Below are 18,570 nucleotides of genomic sequence, written 5' to 3'. Positions count from 1 at the left end.
AACTCTCCTTGTACTAAGTAAATTAATGATAACGGTTTTGGAAGTCTTTAATGGCTTTCTCTGCCTGCTCACGGTTATAACCATAACGTTGTTGCAGTTTGCCGTAAATTTCCTGTTGGTCGCCTTCGATAGCCTGTAAATCGTCGTCAGTCAGTTTCCCCCAGGCTTGTTTCATTTTGCCTTTGACTTCTTCCCAACGGCCTTGAAAGATATCCTTATTCATTTCATTCTCCTTGTTTATTTTTTGTACTGAGGCGTGCTAATTGTCTCAGTGTCATTAAAAATAGTTAAGAATTTCTGAAAAAGCAAAATGGAATGGCAAAAAAAACCCGGCAAGCGCCGGGTTGATTATCAGGCGTAGGCTTTTAAGGTAAGGGTTTTATTAAATTCATGAGGAAGAACGGCAACCAATTGGCCTGCGGCATAAAGGAGATAGGTTCCGGCATTACTGGTTACTTTTAATACCTGTCCTGCGACAAGAGGCAATTGGTGCGTCGTCAGTGTTGGAATAGCCAGGGTTGCGGTTGATTGTTGATCCATGGTCTTCAAGGTAATGTACGTGGTGCTGCCTGATTTTTTTACAGCAGTAACCCTGATTTCCTTGTTGGTGAAAAGCGACGCGCTTCCTTCAACAACCTGACTGGCCAGCAGGCCTGTGCCTTTTAATTTCTCATGATGCTCAGGCATGGCAACAGCCATTGAAGAAAACAGAAGAAACAATACCAATAATTTAAATCGACTCATCATTAACTCCGTAAGATCTTGTTTTTTATCCAGAAAGAAATGGTAAAAATACCAAAGTGGGTGATTATATTCCAACATTGGGAATAAATAAACATTTTGGGTTATTAATTGCTCTGTTGGTGAAATAATGCCTTTTCCTCTCAGGTGGAGGACAGCGGGGTTTGGCTGGGTGGGTTGCACTCCATCTCCGACTTAAGCGGCTTCTCCGACCCCCAGAATAATAATTTCGGCAAACCGGGTAAAGAAACAACGGCATTGACCGTGGCGGTAATGAGTTGACCGACAAGGCCAGGATCGGCTGGTTTGTTATCCGTCGGTACGAGGTGGCTTGATTCCGGCAACGGCGGCTCTGCCGACGTAAACCATTCATCCGCCAGGCTTTTAAATAAAGGCAATTCGTCTGTCGCTTTTTTTAACAAGCGACGCAAGGCTTTTTCATCGCCACTCTGGCTGTAAATGGCAAGCAGTCTTTTGCGGTTTTTAATAAAAGGATCCATGTTGTGCGAGAGCCAGGGAGAAAACTCAAGCCGTTTAGCCCGCAGAAGCAATTCACTGAACACGCGATCCGTTTGTTCACGCACCAGTAATTCATCCGGTTTCTGAGCCTGCCAATCATAAACCTCAAGGGCCTGTTTCAATTCCGTCAACGCGTCCAGAGACGCGTCACTGTCGAGTTGACGAAGCTGTTCAGCCAACGATTTGATATGGGTTTTGGACGGTTCTTTTTTATCGCCGGACAAGTCTGGAAACACCAGTTCCAGACGACTGGGATCGTCATCAAACGGTGTAACAAATTGCGGTTTTTTAGGAACAAACCAGCCGCTGAAACCATAAAAAAGGCAGCGTTTGAACCAGATGCGCCATTCCCGTAAAAAAGAGGATGTCGTGCTTAAAGCCTGTTCAAAATCAGCTTCCTGCTGGGCCAGACGTACCATGGAGGCGGTGTCTGAATAAGGGTCGAGATAAGGCAAACTCTGACTGCACAGGTGGGATAATTCCGGGTATTTTTTTTGCAGTCCCAGGCGTTTGAGTACTTTGATACCATCGTAGCGCAGGAGGCAGGAGGCGATTTTGCCATCCATAACCTGGGGGTATTTCCAGAAACTTTCAAATAGAATTTTGCGTAGGGAGGCTTTAAGGCCGGTTTGATTAATTAACCAGGCGATTGCATGGAGATGATGAACCTGTTTTTCCTGGCTGCAGTAGTGAAGATAATGGGTCATCAACTGTTTTAGGTCTTCGTCATTATTGCGGTAATGAATTAAAAAATAATGAATGGAAAGAATGGAATTGAACTCTTCCTTCATGTCATTAAATACAACCGGTTCATCCCGTGACAGGGATTCTGCCGGCTCCTTGTTCGCGGGTTTGAATAAGAAGCCCAGGAACCCACGGGACGTTTTCTCTTTTTCCGCGTTTTCATCGAGTAATGGCTTGCGCAAGCGCTGGATCGACAACATGCCGTCATCGTAAAAGAAGCTGCAGTTGCCTTGGAGGGCGTTCTCGCGCAGATAATCACTGGTCGCGGAACTTAAACGCGCCTGCAAATCCGCAAAATGACTGTCTTCCGTCACTCGAATCAACAGTTGCAGTGTCGGCGAGGATAATTTCTGCACATCCATCGTGGCTAGGGCATTTTTAATCAGATCAATCAAGGACTGCATGTCCTGACGTCCGTGAAGGTACAGTTGCAAGGCATAGGCCAAATGCGTTTCGTCACAATAACTGACCAGGCCATTTAATTTGCTGCCGTCTGATAACAGATGATGTTTCTCAATCAGCGTCATCAGCAGGGGACGCCGTTTGCCGGGGTCCATTTCGCCAAGGGTCGTCAGTACCTGCTTATTCCATGCATTGGCCAAGGCAATCAAGGGACCCGCTGAGCATGGCAGGTTAGCGTACTGATTTAACCAGTAGCGGATGAGATTGTCGCGGGCTTGAGTGGGTAAACGTTTCAGCAGCAAGGTCACCGTTGCTTCCGAGAAACCATTGAAATGCAAAGGGGAGCAAAATAAACTGGCGGCTGACTCCTCGGTCAGATCCTGCAGCAGGTCCTGTGTCAGCATGTTCTTTTCTATGGCCTGAGTCAGGCTCTGCAGACGCCGGGGCAGGAGCATGGCCGGCAGATTGTTTAATGACAAAAGGAGTGATTCGCCACTTAGTTTATCAAGGTAATCTGTCCGGCTTAGCAGGTGAATGGCCATCAGGGAACGCAAGGCGGGACGGGTGCTTTTTAGCAGTGGAACCAGTTCATTGGCTGGAAATTTTAAAGCCGCAAGCAATTTTAAAAAGGCCTGCTGACTCTTTGTCGTGGCAAGAATAGCCTCTTGATGACGGGCATTTGCCATGGCTGCTTTGAGCAGGTTTAAGGCGTCGGGCATCGACGACGTGCTGATTTCTTCTTGAAGCCAGGACCAGTCAAAGGCCGTAGCGGCCAACTCAATGCGTTGTTCGCGGGGGATGGCAAAGGATTTGAGTTGAGTGTAAATCCACGTGGCCTGCGTGGGGTGAAGTGTCTTATTCGTCAGACGCGCCGCGAGCTCGTTCACCAAGTGCTTGTTGCTGATGTCCTGCAATAATTCGTTTAATGACTGCTGCTTATCAAGCGTTGCGGGGGGCAGGGCGGCTAACCATTCGATGAAGCCATCCACGAGCGACTCCGGGCTTTCACCTATAAATGCAAATAATCCATAATAATGCTGATTAATCACTGGTTCAGCGAATTGGCTTTTTTGCGGATAATTGTCCATCGACAGATAGGCCAGGCTTTTGTTTTCCCGCTTTAAAAAAGCAAAGGCAGCGCGTAAATTGTCGCGAGCTTTAAGTGGTAACTGCTCATTGGCCTGCAATCGCCGGGCGTCCTGCTCCAGCCGTGTAAACAGCTTAAACAGGCTTGCGTCCGCGCTAAAGGAGGCCCGTACACGCGGGTTTATGTCCAGGTGGTGTTTGCGCCAGGGGATTAACTCGGCGGCTGGTTCAATGAGGTACAGGAGGTGTTGAACGCGCAGCAGGGTGTCAAGATCGGATTCGGGAAGTTGACACCATTGCTCCAGAGACAACTCATCCAGTGTGCCTGGCACGGGCTCAATCGCTAGGCTGTTGGCCAAGAGCTGTTGCAATTTGATCCTGGCCAGGGCCTGGCATTTTTGCCCATAACCGCTAAGTGCCAGGTGTTCCAGCAGGAAAACCGGCTTACCCTGGTTATCCAGTGCGTAGTGAGTCAGCAATTCAAGCAGTTTGGGACTCAAATGGGATAAAACCGCAGCAGGATTTTTTTCCTCACTGAGGAGCGATTCCAGCAGCCTGATGAACGCGACCCGGCTTTCGTCGTCGTATTTTTTTTCAAAGACAGCGAGGTAGCTGTTGAGCGTGGTGTAGAAATGGGGAGGACTGGTCTGGCGTATGTTGGCTACTGCCAGCGCATTTAATCGGGCGCTGTTTTTACTATCGGCACGATACCTTAACCCTTCCTGCTCGATGCAGTGATGTTGTTCAACCAGCAGGGACTTCATCCCCTCTGTTTTAACCAGATCCTGCTGCACCCATTCGAGCGTGTGGGTATTGATTGACGGCAAAGGCAGTAAACTGCTGATCTGGTCCGGTGTAAGCCTAAGACGTTTCATGTACAGAACCAGAAGAATAATCTGCGTGAGGTAACGCAGTTCGGCAAACTCACAGGCCTCCAAAAAGAGGCTTAGCCTGGATTGGTTCTGTTTTAATAATAACGTAACCAGATCGGATAAACTCACTTCTTTTCTTAATTCCCGCAGGAAAAGGAAACTCTCCTGATACGTGTCCATTTTTTGCTTTATTTCGCGCATTTTGATGGTCAATTCCGCAGGGTCAACGCCGCTGAGCAAGGTATGGAGCAAGGGACTATCAAGGGCGCGGCCTGCGGCGGAAAAAAGGAAAGAATCAAGAAGCCAGGCTTGCATTTCTTTATCTTTCAGCAACAGGGGATGGTTGGCACTCATGGTCAACAAGGCGGGCATGCTGGTCGTGGGCAACGGCTTGGGCTCGATGGTGACGAGATGATGAATGGTTTTGGAATCCAGGCGAGCGACACTGCCTTTAACCATTTTGCCCTGATTACATCCGGGCAGAAAGAGATTGTACACCTGGGTTGATGCGGCATGTTCCATACTCTTCAGGCTGAAATCATAGCGATGAATGAGGTTTTGTATCCATTTTCGGTGTGAATGGTCAGAGGGGAATACCTTCACATAGTCATTTAACAGGGCATGAAGCTCATTAAGCTGGGTGTCAAATAATCCCTGGAATGAAGAGCCTTCTGACAGCGGCTTAATTAAACTGGTGTAGAGTTTGGTCCCTTCAATGGCGATTGTGATGTTTTTATCATCACAACTCTGATAGTAATGAATAATTTCAAGCAAGCCGTCACCGAGCAGCGGCAGACGATGCACCCACCTCGCAGCAGTCAGCGTTTCGGCTGCCACTTCCTGGCTGTTGGCAAAGGGTTCAAAAAAGGTTTGCAGGCTGTTTAAGTGCGACAGGAATAAGGATTGAATTTTTAACGTGGTTTTCAACGTCTTAAGATCGAGGCTTTTAAGGAGCGCGGGATGGCATGAGTGACCCTGCTCAGGATTAAGCCAGAGGGTTTTGACAAATTGATGCAGGAGACCTTCGTGATTAAGCGGCATATCGAGTGTTGGATGATTAAGGTAATGCCTGATTTCATGGAGACGATACGAATTTCGCTCAATCATCTGCCGTAATTGCGTTTGATGCGCCTCATGAGAGGTGTAATTGGCCAGCGCGGCTAAGGTCTGGCCGTCAATATTCAATCGGCCAAACCAGTCTTCCAGTGACGTATTGGTACTGGCTAAGTAGTCAAAGAGGGCGGCAACGAAGGCAAATTTACTGTCCACGCCGGTCTGGCTGTCTAAAATCCGTAACAACTGTTTTCCGGAGTCCAGATTGTCCAATAGCGACTTTTTTTGCATTCTATTCAGTTGGCCAATCCCCTGCGGATGACGGACGATCAAATCCACAAACACAAAGCGGGTTTTACTTTTTTCATAAATATCAAATAATTCATTCACCGTTAATGCACGGGACAAGGTCAACAAGGCAGACCATTGCACGTCTTCAAGCGCGGGTCGCTTAAGCAGTTCCAAGGCAAGTTGCCTGCCTTCTTCGGCGTCCAGCTTATCAAAGAGCAGGGTGAATTGATCCTCTTGCAGCAGCGCCGGTGGATTAAGCAGCAATTGTTTAATGTAATTTTGAAAAATCCGGTCTTTGGTCAGGGCAGGATGAAGCGACACGGTGATGTGATTCAACAACAGGGTCGTGAACGGGTGACGATCAATGGTTTTGGCCTCCGCGCTGAAAAGGCAGGATAAAGCCAGCGAGGCAAAGGCCTTGTCGCTTAAAATTAATCGGGGCCACTGGATATCGCGTTCGTTAAGAAAATTGATGAGATTAAACAGCTGACTTTCAAGCTCCTTCATGAAATAAGGGTTTTCATCCCGATTACTCATCCATTGTTGAAAGAGCTTCAGTTGCTGAAGAATGAGGGCCTTGTCACTTAAATTGTGAAACTGGATGTCGGTTAAATCAAGGATGAGCATGGTTAATACGGGCGCGGCAATGGAGAGTCTGTGTCCTGTTTTCCCCAGGTGCTGTTGCATGGCGTCGATGGCTTTGCGTTTTTCAGCCGCACCCAGTTTATTAATCTGTTGATAGAGGCAGATGCAATGCACTTCACACCGCTCATGGCGGGTCAATTCGATAAAAATGGCGGGCAGGTAGGGACTTAAGCATTGTTGCTGCAATACGCCATTGAGCCATTGCGAATCGGCTGGCAACAGGGAAATTAAAGGCCCCAGGGCAATGTCTTGAAGACCCCCCTTGTCAGCCAACGTTTTCAGCCACGCGCAGAAATTGTTTTTCAGGTAGTCCTCACTGCTTTCCCTAACCAGCCACTGCAAGAGCTCGTCATCGAATAAAGGCAGAAGGGTGGCAAACGGAGGCAACTGACTGACAAACTGGAAACACTGATTCACCAGTAAAGGGTTATTTTTGATTTTTTTTAATTCACTGATCAGGCGTTTCAAAAAAGCAACCGCATTCTCCGGCGATTGAGTCAGTAAATACTGGGCGGTCTTTTTCCAGTTTTCCTGCGTCCGGTCATCCATGGAATGGAGCAAAACCGAGACCATCACGTCGGGTTTGATTTGATCAAAATTCTTAGGCTCAATCTGGGTAAGGTACAATGCGCTTAAATGCACGTCCTTGTTTTGGGCAAGGTTGTTAGCCAGGGTGGTCAATACGCCGTCAAAACGATGAGGGGCGGTCAATTGAGACGTGAGCAGTGTCTTGATAGAACTGTCGTCATCGACCGCTTTCTCCTGTTCTTTGGGTTTTAACAACGCCCAGCAACTGGCCTTTAGGTGGTTATAATTTTTTTTACCTTCTTCGCTTAAACTGCTTTCAATGAATGATAAATGGCTAAACAGTTCATGCAGGACAGCAGGAGACTCGCGAAACTGACTGAGTAAATTGAGCGCTATCGTATCCGCTGAGGCTTCATTGAGTCTCGCGATATCCAGCACACGGGTTATTCGTAATTTAAGATCAGTCGCTACATTCTGGCAAACAATCCCCTGCAATAGGGACGGTGTGAAATTTTGCAGGTAAGACGAGCGCGAGCAAAGTGAAAGAAAACAGACGGGACTCAACAGTAACTGTTCAGCAATAAGGGCATTGTTTGTACAATCGGTCCAGTGATGTACCGGCGCGTTACCGTCATAGGTGAGCTGCAGCCTGTTGCAGAAATGAAGCAGCACCTGCTCCAGCGTGGCCTTGTATTCGGCATTCGTTTGAGCTAAATCAACCAGTGACTCCACAAGATAAATGATGTTTTTAATTTCAATGCAATCCAGCAGCTTGCCAAGGAAGGTGCGACTGATAAGCGGCGTATTGGAAAGAATGTAAAGCAATACTGTTTCTCGGTCAGTTTCCTTAAACAGTTCGACAAAGCAGGTAAATTCTTCTTCCCCCGCCTGATTTCGGACCAGATACAGGTAGAAATCAAATAATTCCTTGCAGGACAATTGTTTTAAAATGTCCTGCTTTTGATTGGCGTAAATGCCCTGATTGAGCAGCAGGCGGCAATAAGGCATTAATTTGGTCTTATTGACACAACTGCCCAGCAGGGCCATCAGCCATTCATATTGTACTTGAGGTTGCCCTTTTAACTGATTAAAGACCAAATCGACCATTTCATCCCAGGCCTGATCAGGAATGGCGGCCACCAGTTCAGGGAAGCTGTTTTTTACCTTATTCGCCAGCGTGATTTTCCGGATCACGATGTCGCAATAGATTTTCAGGTAATAAGGCTGTTCGTGACGATAGAGGTGCGCCAAAGCCGCAAGCGGCCCGCAAAAATTAAGCAACTGGCTGATGTCGAGCATGTCCAGGCAGCCGCGAAGCAGTTTATTGTCACGTGTACGGCTGGCGGTCAAATAATTAATGATAAAGAAGTTATCCGCATCATTATGCTGCTTCAGGCAGTGGAGAATAAGCTCGTCATCGGGTTTTCTTTCAAAAAGGGCATCAAGAAGGCGAATGACGTCATAATAATTTCGGTCGTGATGGTAATTGAAGTAGTGGCTAAACGCGAGGGCGGCCTGTTCTTTTGACAGGGCTTGCAGCACATCGACAATCTGCCCGAGGATAAAGGCGTGAAACGGCTTATCCTGCCAGTTGAAATGGGCACAGTTTTTCAGCAATTTAAAAACCAGGCTCCGTTGCTCTTCCACGGAGTCGAGCAATTTTAACCGCTTGGACATCAGTAAATTAGCCAGTTCCGCATTGTTCTCTGTTAATTGCTGATACTCCGATTCCGACGCGGTCGCCCGAATGGTCAGGCACATCAGCAATTCTTCGTAATGGCTTAAATAAAGGTGCTTAAGCGGCGATGAATGGCTGGGGGTGTCTTTACTGGTATAAGTGGACGCCAGCGCGCGCAAATGAAAGGTCACGTCAATCAGTTGCGGGGTACTTAATAACAGGCTTAGTGATTTTAAATCCTCGGTGGTGCACGGCAGAGGGGATAGAATCAGACAGCGGGCTAACAGTTCGAGGTGCTGGCTTTTATTATGGTCCTCAGCAGAAGACAAAACAAACTGAATGAAGGACGGAACCCAGTGCTCTTTACCTGACGCTGTTTCAAGTAGGCGTTGGTAGAATTTTTCACAAACAGGGGGCGGAAGGCGGCTTAATACCCCGTTGATTTCTTCAGCCGGGCGTGATTGTTTAATCCATTGCAACAGCTCCTCCATTACCATTGACCACAGCGCATCGTCAGGGGATGCCAACGGTTTTAGCTCAGTGAGCCGGCTCATCATGTCCTCGCTGTCATTGTGTTGACAGGCATGGGCCAGTAAAATGGAATTTAAGCTGTTCAGCAATTGCTTTTGCTCGCTCTCCTCCTGGATCTGCTCCCTGACTAAAACCAGCAATAGACGTAGATGTTCGTAGGCCTGTGCTTTGTCAAGCCGGGCAATGAGTTGCGTTAGATCGTGAACAGAAGGCTTTTCGATGAGCAGAAGCTGGCGTAATTCACTGATGGTTTTTTTTGACAGAAAAACGCTAAGAAATTGTTCGCCCATGGACGTGGCCTCCTGTGCCTTGAGCTGCGGAAACGATGAAAGAGCGTCCCGGACTCAATCCTTGACAAGTAGCATCAGCATAACGCCTTCAAAAAAAAAATCAATCTGTCATGTTAATGAATAAAATCACGCGGTTATTTTTGCCAGAATTGGCGGGAAAAAATAATAAGCAGGGAAAAGATTTCAAGTCGGCCCGCAATCATGGCAAAAATCAGAACCCATTTGCTGGCGCGGGTTAAGCCTGCAAAATTTTGGCTGACCGTGCCTAAGCCGGCGCCGGCATTCGCCATGCTGGCAATTATGGAGGAAAACGATGTTATGAAGTCATTCCCCAGGGCCATAAACAGCAGCATCAGGAAAATAAACAAGCCTAAAAAGACAGAAATAAAACCCCACATCGATTGCAGAATGGATTCCGGCAAAATCTGTTTACCGAATTTAATGGGGATGATGGCGTTGGGATGGAGCAGATGGTACATCTCGCGCCGGCTTTGTTTATAAATAAGCAGCGCACGAATCACTTTAATGCCGCCGCTGGTGGATGCGGCACAACCGCCAATCAGGGCAGCCAGCATGATTAAGACAGGCACGTAGGTAGGCCAGGTGCTGAATGGGGCAGAAATAAAGCCCGTGGTGGTGGCCATGGAGATAATATTAAAGGTGCTTTTGATGAGGGCATGGTGCTTTTCATCAAAGAAGCCGTTGATCACCAGGCTCCAGGTCACAAAACCAATGACAATGATTAAAAACGCGATGTAGCTGCGAAACTCTTCGTCTTCCCAGTAATGCCTGAAGCTTCGTTTTTTAAGGATCATAAAATGCAGGGCGAAACTGGAGCCGCCGAGCAACATAAACAGGCAGGCGATGAGTTCAATCAAATCACTTTCATAATAAGCAAAACTGGTGTCATGCATGGAGAAGCCGCCGGTGGACACGGTGGCAAAACTTTCTCCCAGGGCATCAAACCAATCCATGCCAGCGAGCCAGTAGCAGAGCATGCACAAGAGTGTCAACAAAACATAAATAGACCACAATGCTTTGGCAGTCTGGGCAATGCGCGGTGTTAATTTGCTGTCCTTCATCGGGCCTGGTGTTTCGGCACGGTACAGCTGCATGCCTCCGACGCCCAGCATGGGAAGAATGGCCACAGCCAGAACCACAATACCCATGCCCCCCAAAAACTGCAATTGTTGACGGTAAAACAAAAGGGCATGCGGTAGCGTTTCCAACTGGGGAATGATGCTGGCGCCTGTGGTGGTAAATCCTGAAACCGATTCAAAAATCGCATCGGTGATGCTGTGATCGTGATGGCTGATGGCAAAAATAAAGGGCAGGGAGGCAAATGAACAAAGCACGACCCAGAACAGGGCGACAATCAGGAAGCCGTCGCGTATTTTAAGCTCGGTCTGCTGCCCATTAAATAAAAAAGAGAGTAAAGCCCCGGTAAAAAAAGTACAGGCAAAGGCGGTCACAAAGGGCTTCCAGAAATCTTCATGAAAGATGACGTTAATCAGCAGGGGTGTCACCATGCTGAAGCTGAACATCATTAACAATAAACCGATCAGGCGCAGTATGGTTTTAATTTGCATGGTGAGATCTAATCCCGTTTAACTCATAAAGGTTAAGCTGACTTGAAACAGCGATTCGACCTGGCGAAGGTAACGTTTTTTTAATAATAAAATCACCAGGTGATCGCCGGCCTCAAGCGTCAACTGGGGATCACTCATCAGGATTTTATCTTCCCGAATCACCGCCATCACAGAGCAACCCTGCGGCAGATCGATTTCGTTGAGTTTCCGGCCAATGACTTTCGAGGTCTGCTGGTCGCCATGGATAACCAATTCAATGGCTTCCTGTTCGCCATTGTTCAGGCGGTGAACCTTGATCATATTTCCCCGCCGCAATTTAGTCAGAATGCTGCCAATGGTAATTAATTGCGGGGAAATGGCATGATCGATGCTGCTGTCTTCGATCAACTCGACATACGCGTTGCGATTAACCAGAGCCATGGTATGGCGAGCCCCCAATCGTTTAGCTTGAAGACAGGACATGATGTTGGCTTCATCGTCATTGGTTACGGCACAAAACACATCAGTAAATTCAATGTTTTCATTCAGCAGCAGATCGCGGTCGGCGATATCCCCCTGCAAAACGGTGCCCTTGTTCAGTTGTCCGGCAAGATCCATGGCGCGTGTCATGTTATGGTCAATGACTTTGATGCGGTAGCGGTCTTCAAGCGTTTGTGCGAGTTTCGTACCGATATGGCCGCCACCGGCAATAATAATGCGGCGGTTCGGATGGGTATAACGGCCCAGGGCAATCAAAACCTGTTGAATGGCCTGCGGGGGCGCGATGAACAAGACGTCATCATCACTTTTGATCTCGCAATTTTCCTCCGGCATCAAGGTTTCCTTGTCGCGGAAAATCGCCACCACCCGGACATCGATAAGTTCCAGATGTCGATAAAGCTGCTGTATGGTTTTGCCGACCATCACCCCGCCGGGTTTGGGCTTGATGGTAATCAATAACAGGCGGCCGTCTGCAAAATCAAGCACCTGGGTGGCGCCAGGGTAATCAATGAGGTTCTCAATGTGTTCTGTGACCAGTTTTTCGGGGCTGATGCACACATCCACCGGCACATGGTCGTTGCAGAACAGCTGGGGGTAATCAAAATAGTATTGCGAGCGGATGCGGGCAATTTTTGTGGGCGTGCGAAACAGGCTGTAGGCAATCTGGCAACCCATCATGTTGATTTCATCGCTGTTGGTCACCGCAATCAGCATATCCGCCTGCTCAATGCCGGCAGCAATCAGAATATTGGGGTGTGCGGCGGAACCCTGCACCGTCTGAATATCCAGGCGGTGATGCAATTCCCGCAGACGTTCCTCGTCCAGGTCCACCACGGTAATGTCATTGTTTTCGCGCGTTAAATTACGTGCCAGCGTACCGCCAACCTGACCGGCGCCAAGAATCACTATGCGCATAACAAAACTCCTTCATACACGAAAACGGCCGGGCCAGTCAGCTGTATGGGGCTATTCATATCAGGCCAATCCACGGTTAACTCACCGCCTTGCAGGCTCACTTTCACCGTGGGTTCAAGCCGATGGAAAAGACGTCCTGCGGCAACAGCCGCGACTGCGCCGCTGCCGCAGGCACTGGTTTCTCCACACCCGCGTTCATAGACCCGCAGCCGGATTTGTCCGGGATTAACAATTTCCATAAAACCGACATTCACCTGTTCAGGGAATAAACGATGCTCACAAATTTCCTTCCCCAGGGTAGCGACCGGGCTGTTGGCTACCTCATCCACCACCAGAACCGCGTGGGGATTGCCGACGTTGACGGCGTGCACCGGCAGGTGAGTCCCATCCAGCAGCGGGATCGGGTAATGCGGTGATTTTTCCACGGCAAACATCGGGATTTCTGCTGGATTAAGCCGGGGCTTACCCATGTCGACCGTGACGGTCTTATCGTCATTGAGGAGAAGTGCCATGCGGGTTGTGGGCGTGGCCACTGTGATGCGTTTCTTGTCGGTTAAACCATAATGATGAAGAAAACGCGCCAGACAGCGGGCGCCATTCCCGCATTGCCCGACCTCATGGCCGTCAGCGTTAAAAATGCGATAAAAAAAATCAGTATCCGGGCTCGTGCTTTTTTCAACAATAAGGCATTGATCAAAGCCGATGCCGGTATGACGCGCGGCCAGGCGGGCGATTGTTTGGGGGCGTAAATCCGGTGTCTGATGAATGGCGTCAATGACCATGAAATCATTGCCAAGACCGTGCATTTTTGTGAACTTAATGGCCATAATGGACTCGCTGCTAACGAATTTTCGATGAGTGTGGCGGGTTGTTGTCAGGCAGGTACAGCGGGCCCTTCTGCCCGCAAGCGGCCAGAAGCAGGGTCATTATTGCCAGCAATACGCCATGGTGGAACAGTTTCATGAGTATCTCAAAGGGAGCCAATGCCTTTGATTATAAAGAAACCTTTAACAAAGCGCCATGCTGGTTCGTCTCAGATTCCATGCTTTCACTGGGTTGTTCTGCTTCTGCCGCTTTGCGAAGATGATCAATGGAAGCCCGCATGGATCGGGTAGGGAATCCGTAAGACGCTGGATTAAACCGTATTTCCTCCTGATGAAATTCATTGTCACAGTCTTTTTTAAGCCACTCCAGGCGATAAATGATTTCCGAGGGGATTAAGGAATCCTCCTGGTCATAATGGGGTGTGACCGTAATGGTAATGGAAGGAATGCCTGATTTTAATCGGTCCGCAATTTCCCGCTCGACAATTTGCAGAATGCTGAGATTGCATTGACGGGTGGCGGGAATTAAGTTGTCGACGCTGTGGTCGCCGCCTAAGAAATGGGCGACAAGGTGCGACCAATGGTATTGATTGCCATGGGTTGTGCTGGCTTCGTCATGACCATGGGCAATGAAAATATCCTTGCAGGTTGCCTGCGTTAATTGCTTTTGACTGCACAGGCGGTTCTGGCCCTCGGGGAGCATTTTATCGAGTGTGGCCACAAAACGCTGGGCTTTGGGACGTTCTTTATAAAGGGTGGTCGGTAATTTCTCGTCAAACAGACGTTTTCTGGCTTTGGACAGGTCCACTTTTCCCTGATTAGTGCGGTTGCCGACGGGTGTCACCTTTTTATAAAGGCTGCCCTGGGAATTACTGAAAAAAAGCCGTACACGGGTTCCGCCGGGTGTGAGGGCTTCACGGCTATAGCCGTGCTTTGGCGTTACCTGGGTGAGGGAGTCCTTACCGGTCACTCCTGTCTTTTTTAAAGGGGTGGTCAGTTTTTTCTTCTCGGATACAAACGAGTTGTCGTCCGGATTAAGAACCTGGTCTATCTTTCTTTTCGCTGGCATGGAAACGGTCTGCGGGGAGGGCTCTTTTTTACAGGCGCGCGACGGTTGTTTATTGCTGATTTGCTGAATAATGTGATTAGGGTGCTGTCCTGTGACTTTGGATAACGCAAGAACAATGCGTGTGAATGTCAGTTTTTTGGGCTGCATCGTCTGCAGTTGCGATTTGCCTGTGGGGAGGCGATCGCTTAGATCCTGCCATTGCGATTCGCTTAAATGAAGGTTAACCACGCCGGGGACTATTTTTTTAATGTCCGCTTGGTATTTTTTAAGCTGTTCGGGTTTTAAAGGCATCAGACGTCGCTCTAAAAATTAAAAGTGTGTTCATTAATTGATCAGTATTGTACTCTATATTTCATCGATGAACAAACAGTAATTCACGGGATAACGCTGAAATAACGTTCTTTTGCTGCATCGGTCTAAAATTTACAGGGTAACAGGGGCCGCAACCTTGCTATACACCAGTACTTTGGTGATAATTTGCCTTTTGCTGAATTAGGGGTAACAGTGTTTCATATCGATCCGAAACACCCGGCACAGGCCTGCGTCATCTGGATGCATGGCCTCGGTGCGGATGCAAACGACATGGTCGGGCTGGCTGAGCAATTGCAGGTTAATGAGTTGATGCTGCGGCATGTTTTTCTGGACGCGCCGGTACGGCCGATTACCATCAATGGCGGCATGGCCATGCGCGCCTGGTATGATATCCTGGCCATGGATTTCGCCGCGCGTGAAGACAAGGAAGGCATTTTAACATCGGAGAAAATGATTAGCGCAGCGGTTGAGCAGCAACTGGCGGCAGGCTTTACCAGCGAACAGATTTACCTGGCCGGATTCTCACAGGGCGGGGCCATGGCGCTGCATACGGCCTTAGGCATGACCAAGCCGCTTGGCGGCGTTATTTCACTGTCGGCTTACCTGCCTCTGGTTAATGAATGTGAACCGCAATTACCCGCCACAACGCCGCTTTTTCTCGCTTTTGGGACCTATGATCCGATTGTCTGGCCGGTTTGGACGAAAGAAACCCTCAAATGGCTCGATCGAAAGGGATTTACTGCGATTTCCGCTCATGAATACCCCATGGAGCATAGTGTTTGTGCCAATGAAATAGTGGATTTGTCGCAGTGGCTTATTCAGCATGTAAGGGGCGTTTGAAATGACCATTGTAAAAAAATCACGAGTAATCCCCTACAGTTGCGAGCAAATGTTCACGCTGGTCAATGACGTGGAACATTATGCCGAATTTTTACCTTATTGCGCTCAAAGCCAGGTGCATCATCGTGATGAAGACGAAGTGCAGGCGACTTTGGTCATCTCAGCCGCCGGCATGAGCAAATCCTTTACCACCCGCAATCGGCTGCAGAAAAATAAAATGATTGAAATCCGTTTGGTGGATGGTCCGTTCAGTCACCTGGAGGGGTTCTGGCGTTTCGATGAAACACCGGAAGGCTGCAGAATCTCCTTTGACCTCGAGTTTGAATTCGCGGGGCGAATGTTTTCCATGTTCTTAGGCCCTGTGTTTGAGCAGGTGACAGAGAAAATGGTGGATGCCTTTTGTGACCGGGCCGCGTCCTTGTATGGTTAATGTCGAAATCATTTACATGGATGAGGCAGGGGGTTTTTTTCATAAAAAACTGACCCTTCCCGCTGGGGCCAGTGTAGGCGATGCGGTGTCGCAGTCTCAACTGCATGAGCACTATCCCGAAACGCAGCAATTGCCGCTGGGTATTTTTTCAAAGCCGGTGACGGCGGCGACGCGTTTAAGGGAGGGGGACCGTATTGAGGTGTATCGTCCTTTAACGATTGACCCCAAACAGAAACGACGAGAGCGGGCAAAAGGCGCCGGAGGCAGGAACCGCCAGCGCGGTTAGCCGGTTAAGGGTGATGTTCAATTCGAATCAGACGTCCGTTGGCAAAATAAAGGCTGACATTGCGTACAATCGGGGCGTTGCTGCCTTTGCGCCAGGTGTAGGCATAATCCCAACGGTTGTTATTAAAGGTGGGGCTTAACAGGCTGGTTCCCATGAGCGTGGCCGCATCCTGTTTGCTCATGCCTATCGCCAATCGCGAAATTTTAGCCTGCGGTAACAAATTCCCCTGCTGCACAATGCGCCTTGAAAAATCATAGGATGCACAGCCGGAAACCAGCAGGGAAATCAGGACGGTAAAAATAAACAAACGGAAGCGCATAATTTTTGCCTGTGTTGAAAAATTTCGCCATAATAGCATGTCATTAATAGAAAGACACCTGCGACCCATGCAAATCAGCCAGGTAGGAGTACGAATGGAAGAAAGCCAGCAATTAAAAGATGCCGGATTAAAAATAACCATGCCTCGAGTCAAGGTTTTACAGATTCTGGAACAATCCCGCGATCATCACATGAGTGCGGAAAATGTTTACAAAGCCTTGATAGAAATGGGTGAAGATGTCGGCCTGGCGACGGTTTATCGCGTGCTAACCCAGTTTGAAACCGCAGGGCTGGTTTCCCGCCATAATTTTGAGGGCGGTCATTCCGTGTTCGAATTAAGTCAGGGCGAGCACCATGATCATCTGGTCTGCGTCAAATGCGGGCGGGTGGAAGAATTCATTGATGACATCATCGAAAAGCGTCAGGAAGCCATTGCGAGACAGGCGCATTTCAAGATGACCGATCATGCACTCAATATTTACGGCCTTTGTCCGGATTGTCAGGACAAAGGGTGATGCATTTCTTAGACCATTGATTTACCAACAGACGCGTCATTGACTAGAACTCATAACGCGTTCAACAAGGACGATTGCCATGTACGATGATTTGCGTGTGCCCTATCAGGCCGGCGAACTGCCTGCCCTTCAACTGGGCGGGATTATGCTGGATGGAACGATCCTTCAGGATGCGCCGGTAAACCTGGTGTTGAAATCACTCAATCGCCATGGCCTTATCGCCGGTGCCACCGGTAGCGGTAAAACCAAAACCATTCAGGTGCTTTGTGAGCAGTTATCGTTAGCCGGCGTACCCAGCCTTGTCATGGACATCAAGGGCGATGTGTCCGGCCTGGCCGTGCCTGGGGAGTCCAATGACTTCTTAAAAAAACGCAGCCATTCCCTAAACCTTGAATTTGTCCCGCGGGGTTTTCCGGTGGAGCTGTTAACCTTAGACCGCGGGGTGCAAGGTGTGCCGGTTCGCGGTAAAGTCAGTGATTTTGGCGCGTTGCTTTTCTCGCGCATGCTGGATGTGAATGAGACGCAGACGGGCGTGGTCACCATTCTTTTTGAATACGCCAAAGACCGTCAATTACCGCTGAATGATTTAAATGATTTTAAAGCCATCCTGCAATACATCCAGTCAGATGAAGGAAACATTGACGTGGAGTCGCGTTATGGCAGCGTGTCGTCTGCCTCCGTCGGCTCGATCATGCGCAAAATCATCGAATTGGAAGCGCAGGGCGGCGGCGATTTTTTTGGCGAGCCGGCCTTTAAGGTCACGGATCTGTTCCGCACAACGGCCGAGGGGCTTGGGATTGTGTCCATCCTGCGTTTAATGGACATGCAGGATAAACCCTTGTTGTTTTCAACCTTCATGATTAAATTGCTGTCGGATGTGTACCGTCAATCCCCTGAGCTTGGTGATCCGCTCAAGCCTAAACTGGTGCTTTTTATTGACGAAGCCCATCTTATTTTTAATCACGCCAGTAAAGCCTTGTTAAATTTACTGGAGACCATGGTCAAATTAATCCGCTCCAAAGGCATTGGCCTTGTCTTTTGTACCCAGACGCCGAATGACATTCCTGAGGCGGTATTGAGTCAACTGGGATTAAAAATCCAGCATGCCCTGCGTGCATTTACCGCCAAAGACAGGCAGGCGATGAAACTGGTGGCGCAGAATTTTCCGCCGTCAACCCATTATGCGACAGAACAGTTGTTAACGTCCCTGGGTATCGGGGAAGCCCTGGTCAGCGCACTGGATGGCAATGGCCAACCCACCCCGTTAATCCAGTGTTTAATCCGGGCGCCTGAATCGCGCATGGGGACAATTACCGATGCGCAGGTTCAGGCCATTATTCATCAATCGCCTCTGTATACCCAATATGGCCAACGCCAATCCACGCCCTCGGCGGCGGAAAAGCTGGGAACTGCAAACCGCACGGCAGACTCCTCTGTTCCGGGTGACGTAAGCAGTGACACGTCACAGGAAAAGCAAGAGCCGTCCGTGCTGGAGCAATTGAGTAAAAACACCTTGTTGCGTCAGTTGATTCGCGATATCTGGCGGAAATTACTCAATTTATTCTTTCCCTCCAGTCGAGGCCGTTCACGAAAAAAACCATAACGTAAGGAA

14 protein-coding genes are annotated in these 18,570 nt (G+C 48.8%); 5 read left to right on the top strand and 9 right to left on the bottom strand.

The genetic code is table 11. From position 1 onward, the window contains the following. Positions 1-22 precede the first annotated feature (22 nt). The 8 genes from DYE45_RS13225 to DYE45_RS13190 all read right to left on the bottom strand — a co-directional run bounded on the left by DYE45_RS13225 (position 23) and on the right by DYE45_RS13190 (position 14,548). Positions 23-223: a CsbD family protein gene (locus tag DYE45_RS13225; protein WP_108294419.1), complete on the bottom strand. Its 201-nt coding sequence runs from the start codon at positions 221-223 to the stop codon at positions 23-25. Positions 224-351: 128 nt separating this feature from the next. Continuing rightward, positions 352-744, bottom strand: coding sequence for a hypothetical protein (locus tag DYE45_RS13220; protein WP_108294421.1), 393 nt, complete (start codon positions 742-744; stop codon positions 352-354). Between the two features lie 140 nt (positions 745-884). After that, entirely contained in the window at positions 885-9,380 is an 8,496-nt protein-coding gene (locus DYE45_RS13215; protein WP_115300993.1) for a hypothetical protein, read from the bottom strand. 134 nt (positions 9,381-9,514) lie between these two features. After that, positions 9,515-10,969 carry a TrkH family potassium uptake protein gene (locus DYE45_RS13210; protein WP_108294425.1) on the bottom strand — a complete coding sequence of 485 codons (1,455 nt, stop codon included), beginning with the start codon at positions 10,967-10,969 and terminating at the stop codon, positions 9,515-9,517. Between the two features lie 18 nt (positions 10,970-10,987). Continuing rightward, a complete protein-coding gene (trkA, locus tag DYE45_RS13205) occupies positions 10,988-12,364 on the bottom strand; it encodes a Trk system potassium transporter TrkA (protein WP_108294427.1) in 1,377 nt (458 codons plus the stop codon). Continuing rightward, positions 12,355-13,191: a diaminopimelate epimerase gene (gene dapF, locus DYE45_RS13200; RefSeq protein WP_108294429.1), complete on the bottom strand. Its 837-nt coding sequence runs from the start codon at positions 13,189-13,191 to the stop codon at positions 12,355-12,357. The genes trkA and dapF overlap by 10 nt, the downstream gene beginning before the upstream one ends. A 13-nt stretch (positions 13,192-13,204) precedes the next feature. After that, complete coding sequence (gene lptM, locus DYE45_RS13195; protein ID WP_108294431.1) at positions 13,205-13,327, bottom strand: LPS translocon maturation chaperone LptM; 123 nt, start codon at positions 13,325-13,327, stop codon at positions 13,205-13,207. Positions 13,328-13,357: 30 nt separating this feature from the next. After that, positions 13,358-14,548 carry a DNA/RNA non-specific endonuclease gene (locus DYE45_RS13190; RefSeq protein WP_108294433.1) on the bottom strand — a complete coding sequence of 397 codons (1,191 nt, stop codon included), beginning with the start codon at positions 14,546-14,548 and terminating at the stop codon, positions 13,358-13,360. Between the two features lie 213 nt (positions 14,549-14,761). Here DYE45_RS13190 and DYE45_RS13185 point away from each other — a divergent pair, with 213 nt between their 5' ends. From DYE45_RS13185 to DYE45_RS13175, 3 genes are read left to right on the top strand one after another with little or no spacing between them, the layout of a single operon-like run. Continuing rightward, complete coding sequence (locus tag DYE45_RS13185; protein ID WP_256594924.1) at positions 14,762-15,409, top strand: alpha/beta hydrolase; 648 nt, start codon at positions 14,762-14,764, stop codon at positions 15,407-15,409. Position 15,410: 1 nt separating this feature from the next. After that, positions 15,411-15,839 carry a type II toxin-antitoxin system RatA family toxin gene (locus DYE45_RS13180; protein ID WP_108294435.1) on the top strand — a complete coding sequence of 143 codons (429 nt, stop codon included), beginning with the start codon at positions 15,411-15,413 and terminating at the stop codon, positions 15,837-15,839. Continuing rightward, positions 15,832-16,125 (top strand): RnfH family protein, encoded by a 294-nt coding sequence (locus DYE45_RS13175; protein WP_108294437.1) that lies wholly within the window; start codon positions 15,832-15,834, stop codon positions 16,123-16,125. Before DYE45_RS13180 ends, DYE45_RS13175 begins: the two co-directional genes overlap by 8 nt. A gap of 4 nt (positions 16,126-16,129) precedes the next feature. Here the strand turns inward: DYE45_RS13175 and DYE45_RS13170 are convergent, their stop codons facing one another. After that, complete coding sequence (locus DYE45_RS13170; protein ID WP_108294439.1) at positions 16,130-16,444, bottom strand: outer membrane protein assembly factor BamE; 315 nt, start codon at positions 16,442-16,444, stop codon at positions 16,130-16,132. A gap of 94 nt (positions 16,445-16,538) precedes the next feature. Between DYE45_RS13170 and fur the strand changes: the two genes are divergently transcribed. Together fur and DYE45_RS13160 are read left to right on the top strand one after the other, a co-directional pair. Next, the gene (fur, locus tag DYE45_RS13165) at positions 16,539-16,958 is read left to right on the top strand and encodes a ferric iron uptake transcriptional regulator (RefSeq protein ID WP_108294441.1); all 420 of its coding nucleotides are present in this window, start codon (positions 16,539-16,541) and stop codon (positions 16,956-16,958) included. A gap of 79 nt (positions 16,959-17,037) precedes the next feature. Next, on the top strand, positions 17,038-18,561 hold the full coding sequence (locus DYE45_RS13160; protein ID WP_108294443.1) for a helicase HerA-like domain-containing protein: 1,524 nt from the start codon (positions 17,038-17,040) through the stop codon (positions 18,559-18,561). Positions 18,562-18,570 lie beyond the last annotated feature (9 nt).

Origin of the sequence: Legionella taurinensis (genome assembly GCF_900452865.1) — a bacterium.
GTDB classification, from domain to species: Bacteria; Pseudomonadota; Gammaproteobacteria; order Legionellales; family Legionellaceae; genus Legionella_C; species Legionella_C taurinensis.
The sequence above is the reverse complement of the archived record's forward strand: the minus strand, read 5'-3'. Positions and strand labels throughout refer to the sequence as shown.

Excerpts from the sequence above, each read along its gene's own strand:
- DYE45_RS13225 (WP_108294419.1), bottom strand. The coding sequence starts at position 223 with ATGAATAAGGATATCTTTCAAGGCCGTTGGGAAGAAGTCAAAGGCAAA.
- DYE45_RS13220 (WP_108294421.1), bottom strand. The coding sequence starts at position 744 with ATGAGTCGATTTAAATTATTGGTATTGTTTCTTCTGTTTTCTTCAATG.
- DYE45_RS13215 (WP_115300993.1), bottom strand. The coding sequence starts at position 9,380 with ATGGGCGAACAATTTCTTAGCGTTTTTCTGTCAAAAAAAACCATCAGT.
- DYE45_RS13210 (WP_108294425.1), bottom strand. The coding sequence starts at position 10,969 with ATGCAAATTAAAACCATACTGCGCCTGATCGGTTTATTGTTAATGATG.
- trkA (WP_108294427.1), bottom strand. The coding sequence starts at position 12,364 with ATGCGCATAGTGATTCTTGGCGCCGGTCAGGTTGGCGGTACGCTGGCA.
- dapF (WP_108294429.1), bottom strand. The coding sequence starts at position 13,191 with ATGGCCATTAAGTTCACAAAAATGCACGGTCTTGGCAATGATTTCATG.
- lptM (WP_108294431.1), bottom strand. The coding sequence starts at position 13,327 with ATGAAACTGTTCCACCATGGCGTATTGCTGGCAATAATGACCCTGCTT.
- DYE45_RS13190 (WP_108294433.1), bottom strand. The coding sequence starts at position 14,548 with ATGCCTTTAAAACCCGAACAGCTTAAAAAATACCAAGCGGACATTAAA.
- DYE45_RS13180 (WP_108294435.1), top strand. The coding sequence starts at position 15,411 with ATGACCATTGTAAAAAAATCACGAGTAATCCCCTACAGTTGCGAGCAA.
- DYE45_RS13175 (WP_108294437.1), top strand. The coding sequence starts at position 15,832 with ATGGTTAATGTCGAAATCATTTACATGGATGAGGCAGGGGGTTTTTTT.
- DYE45_RS13170 (WP_108294439.1), bottom strand. The coding sequence starts at position 16,444 with ATGCGCTTCCGTTTGTTTATTTTTACCGTCCTGATTTCCCTGCTGGTT.
- fur (WP_108294441.1), top strand. The coding sequence starts at position 16,539 with ATGGAAGAAAGCCAGCAATTAAAAGATGCCGGATTAAAAATAACCATG.
- DYE45_RS13160 (WP_108294443.1), top strand. The coding sequence starts at position 17,038 with ATGTACGATGATTTGCGTGTGCCCTATCAGGCCGGCGAACTGCCTGCC.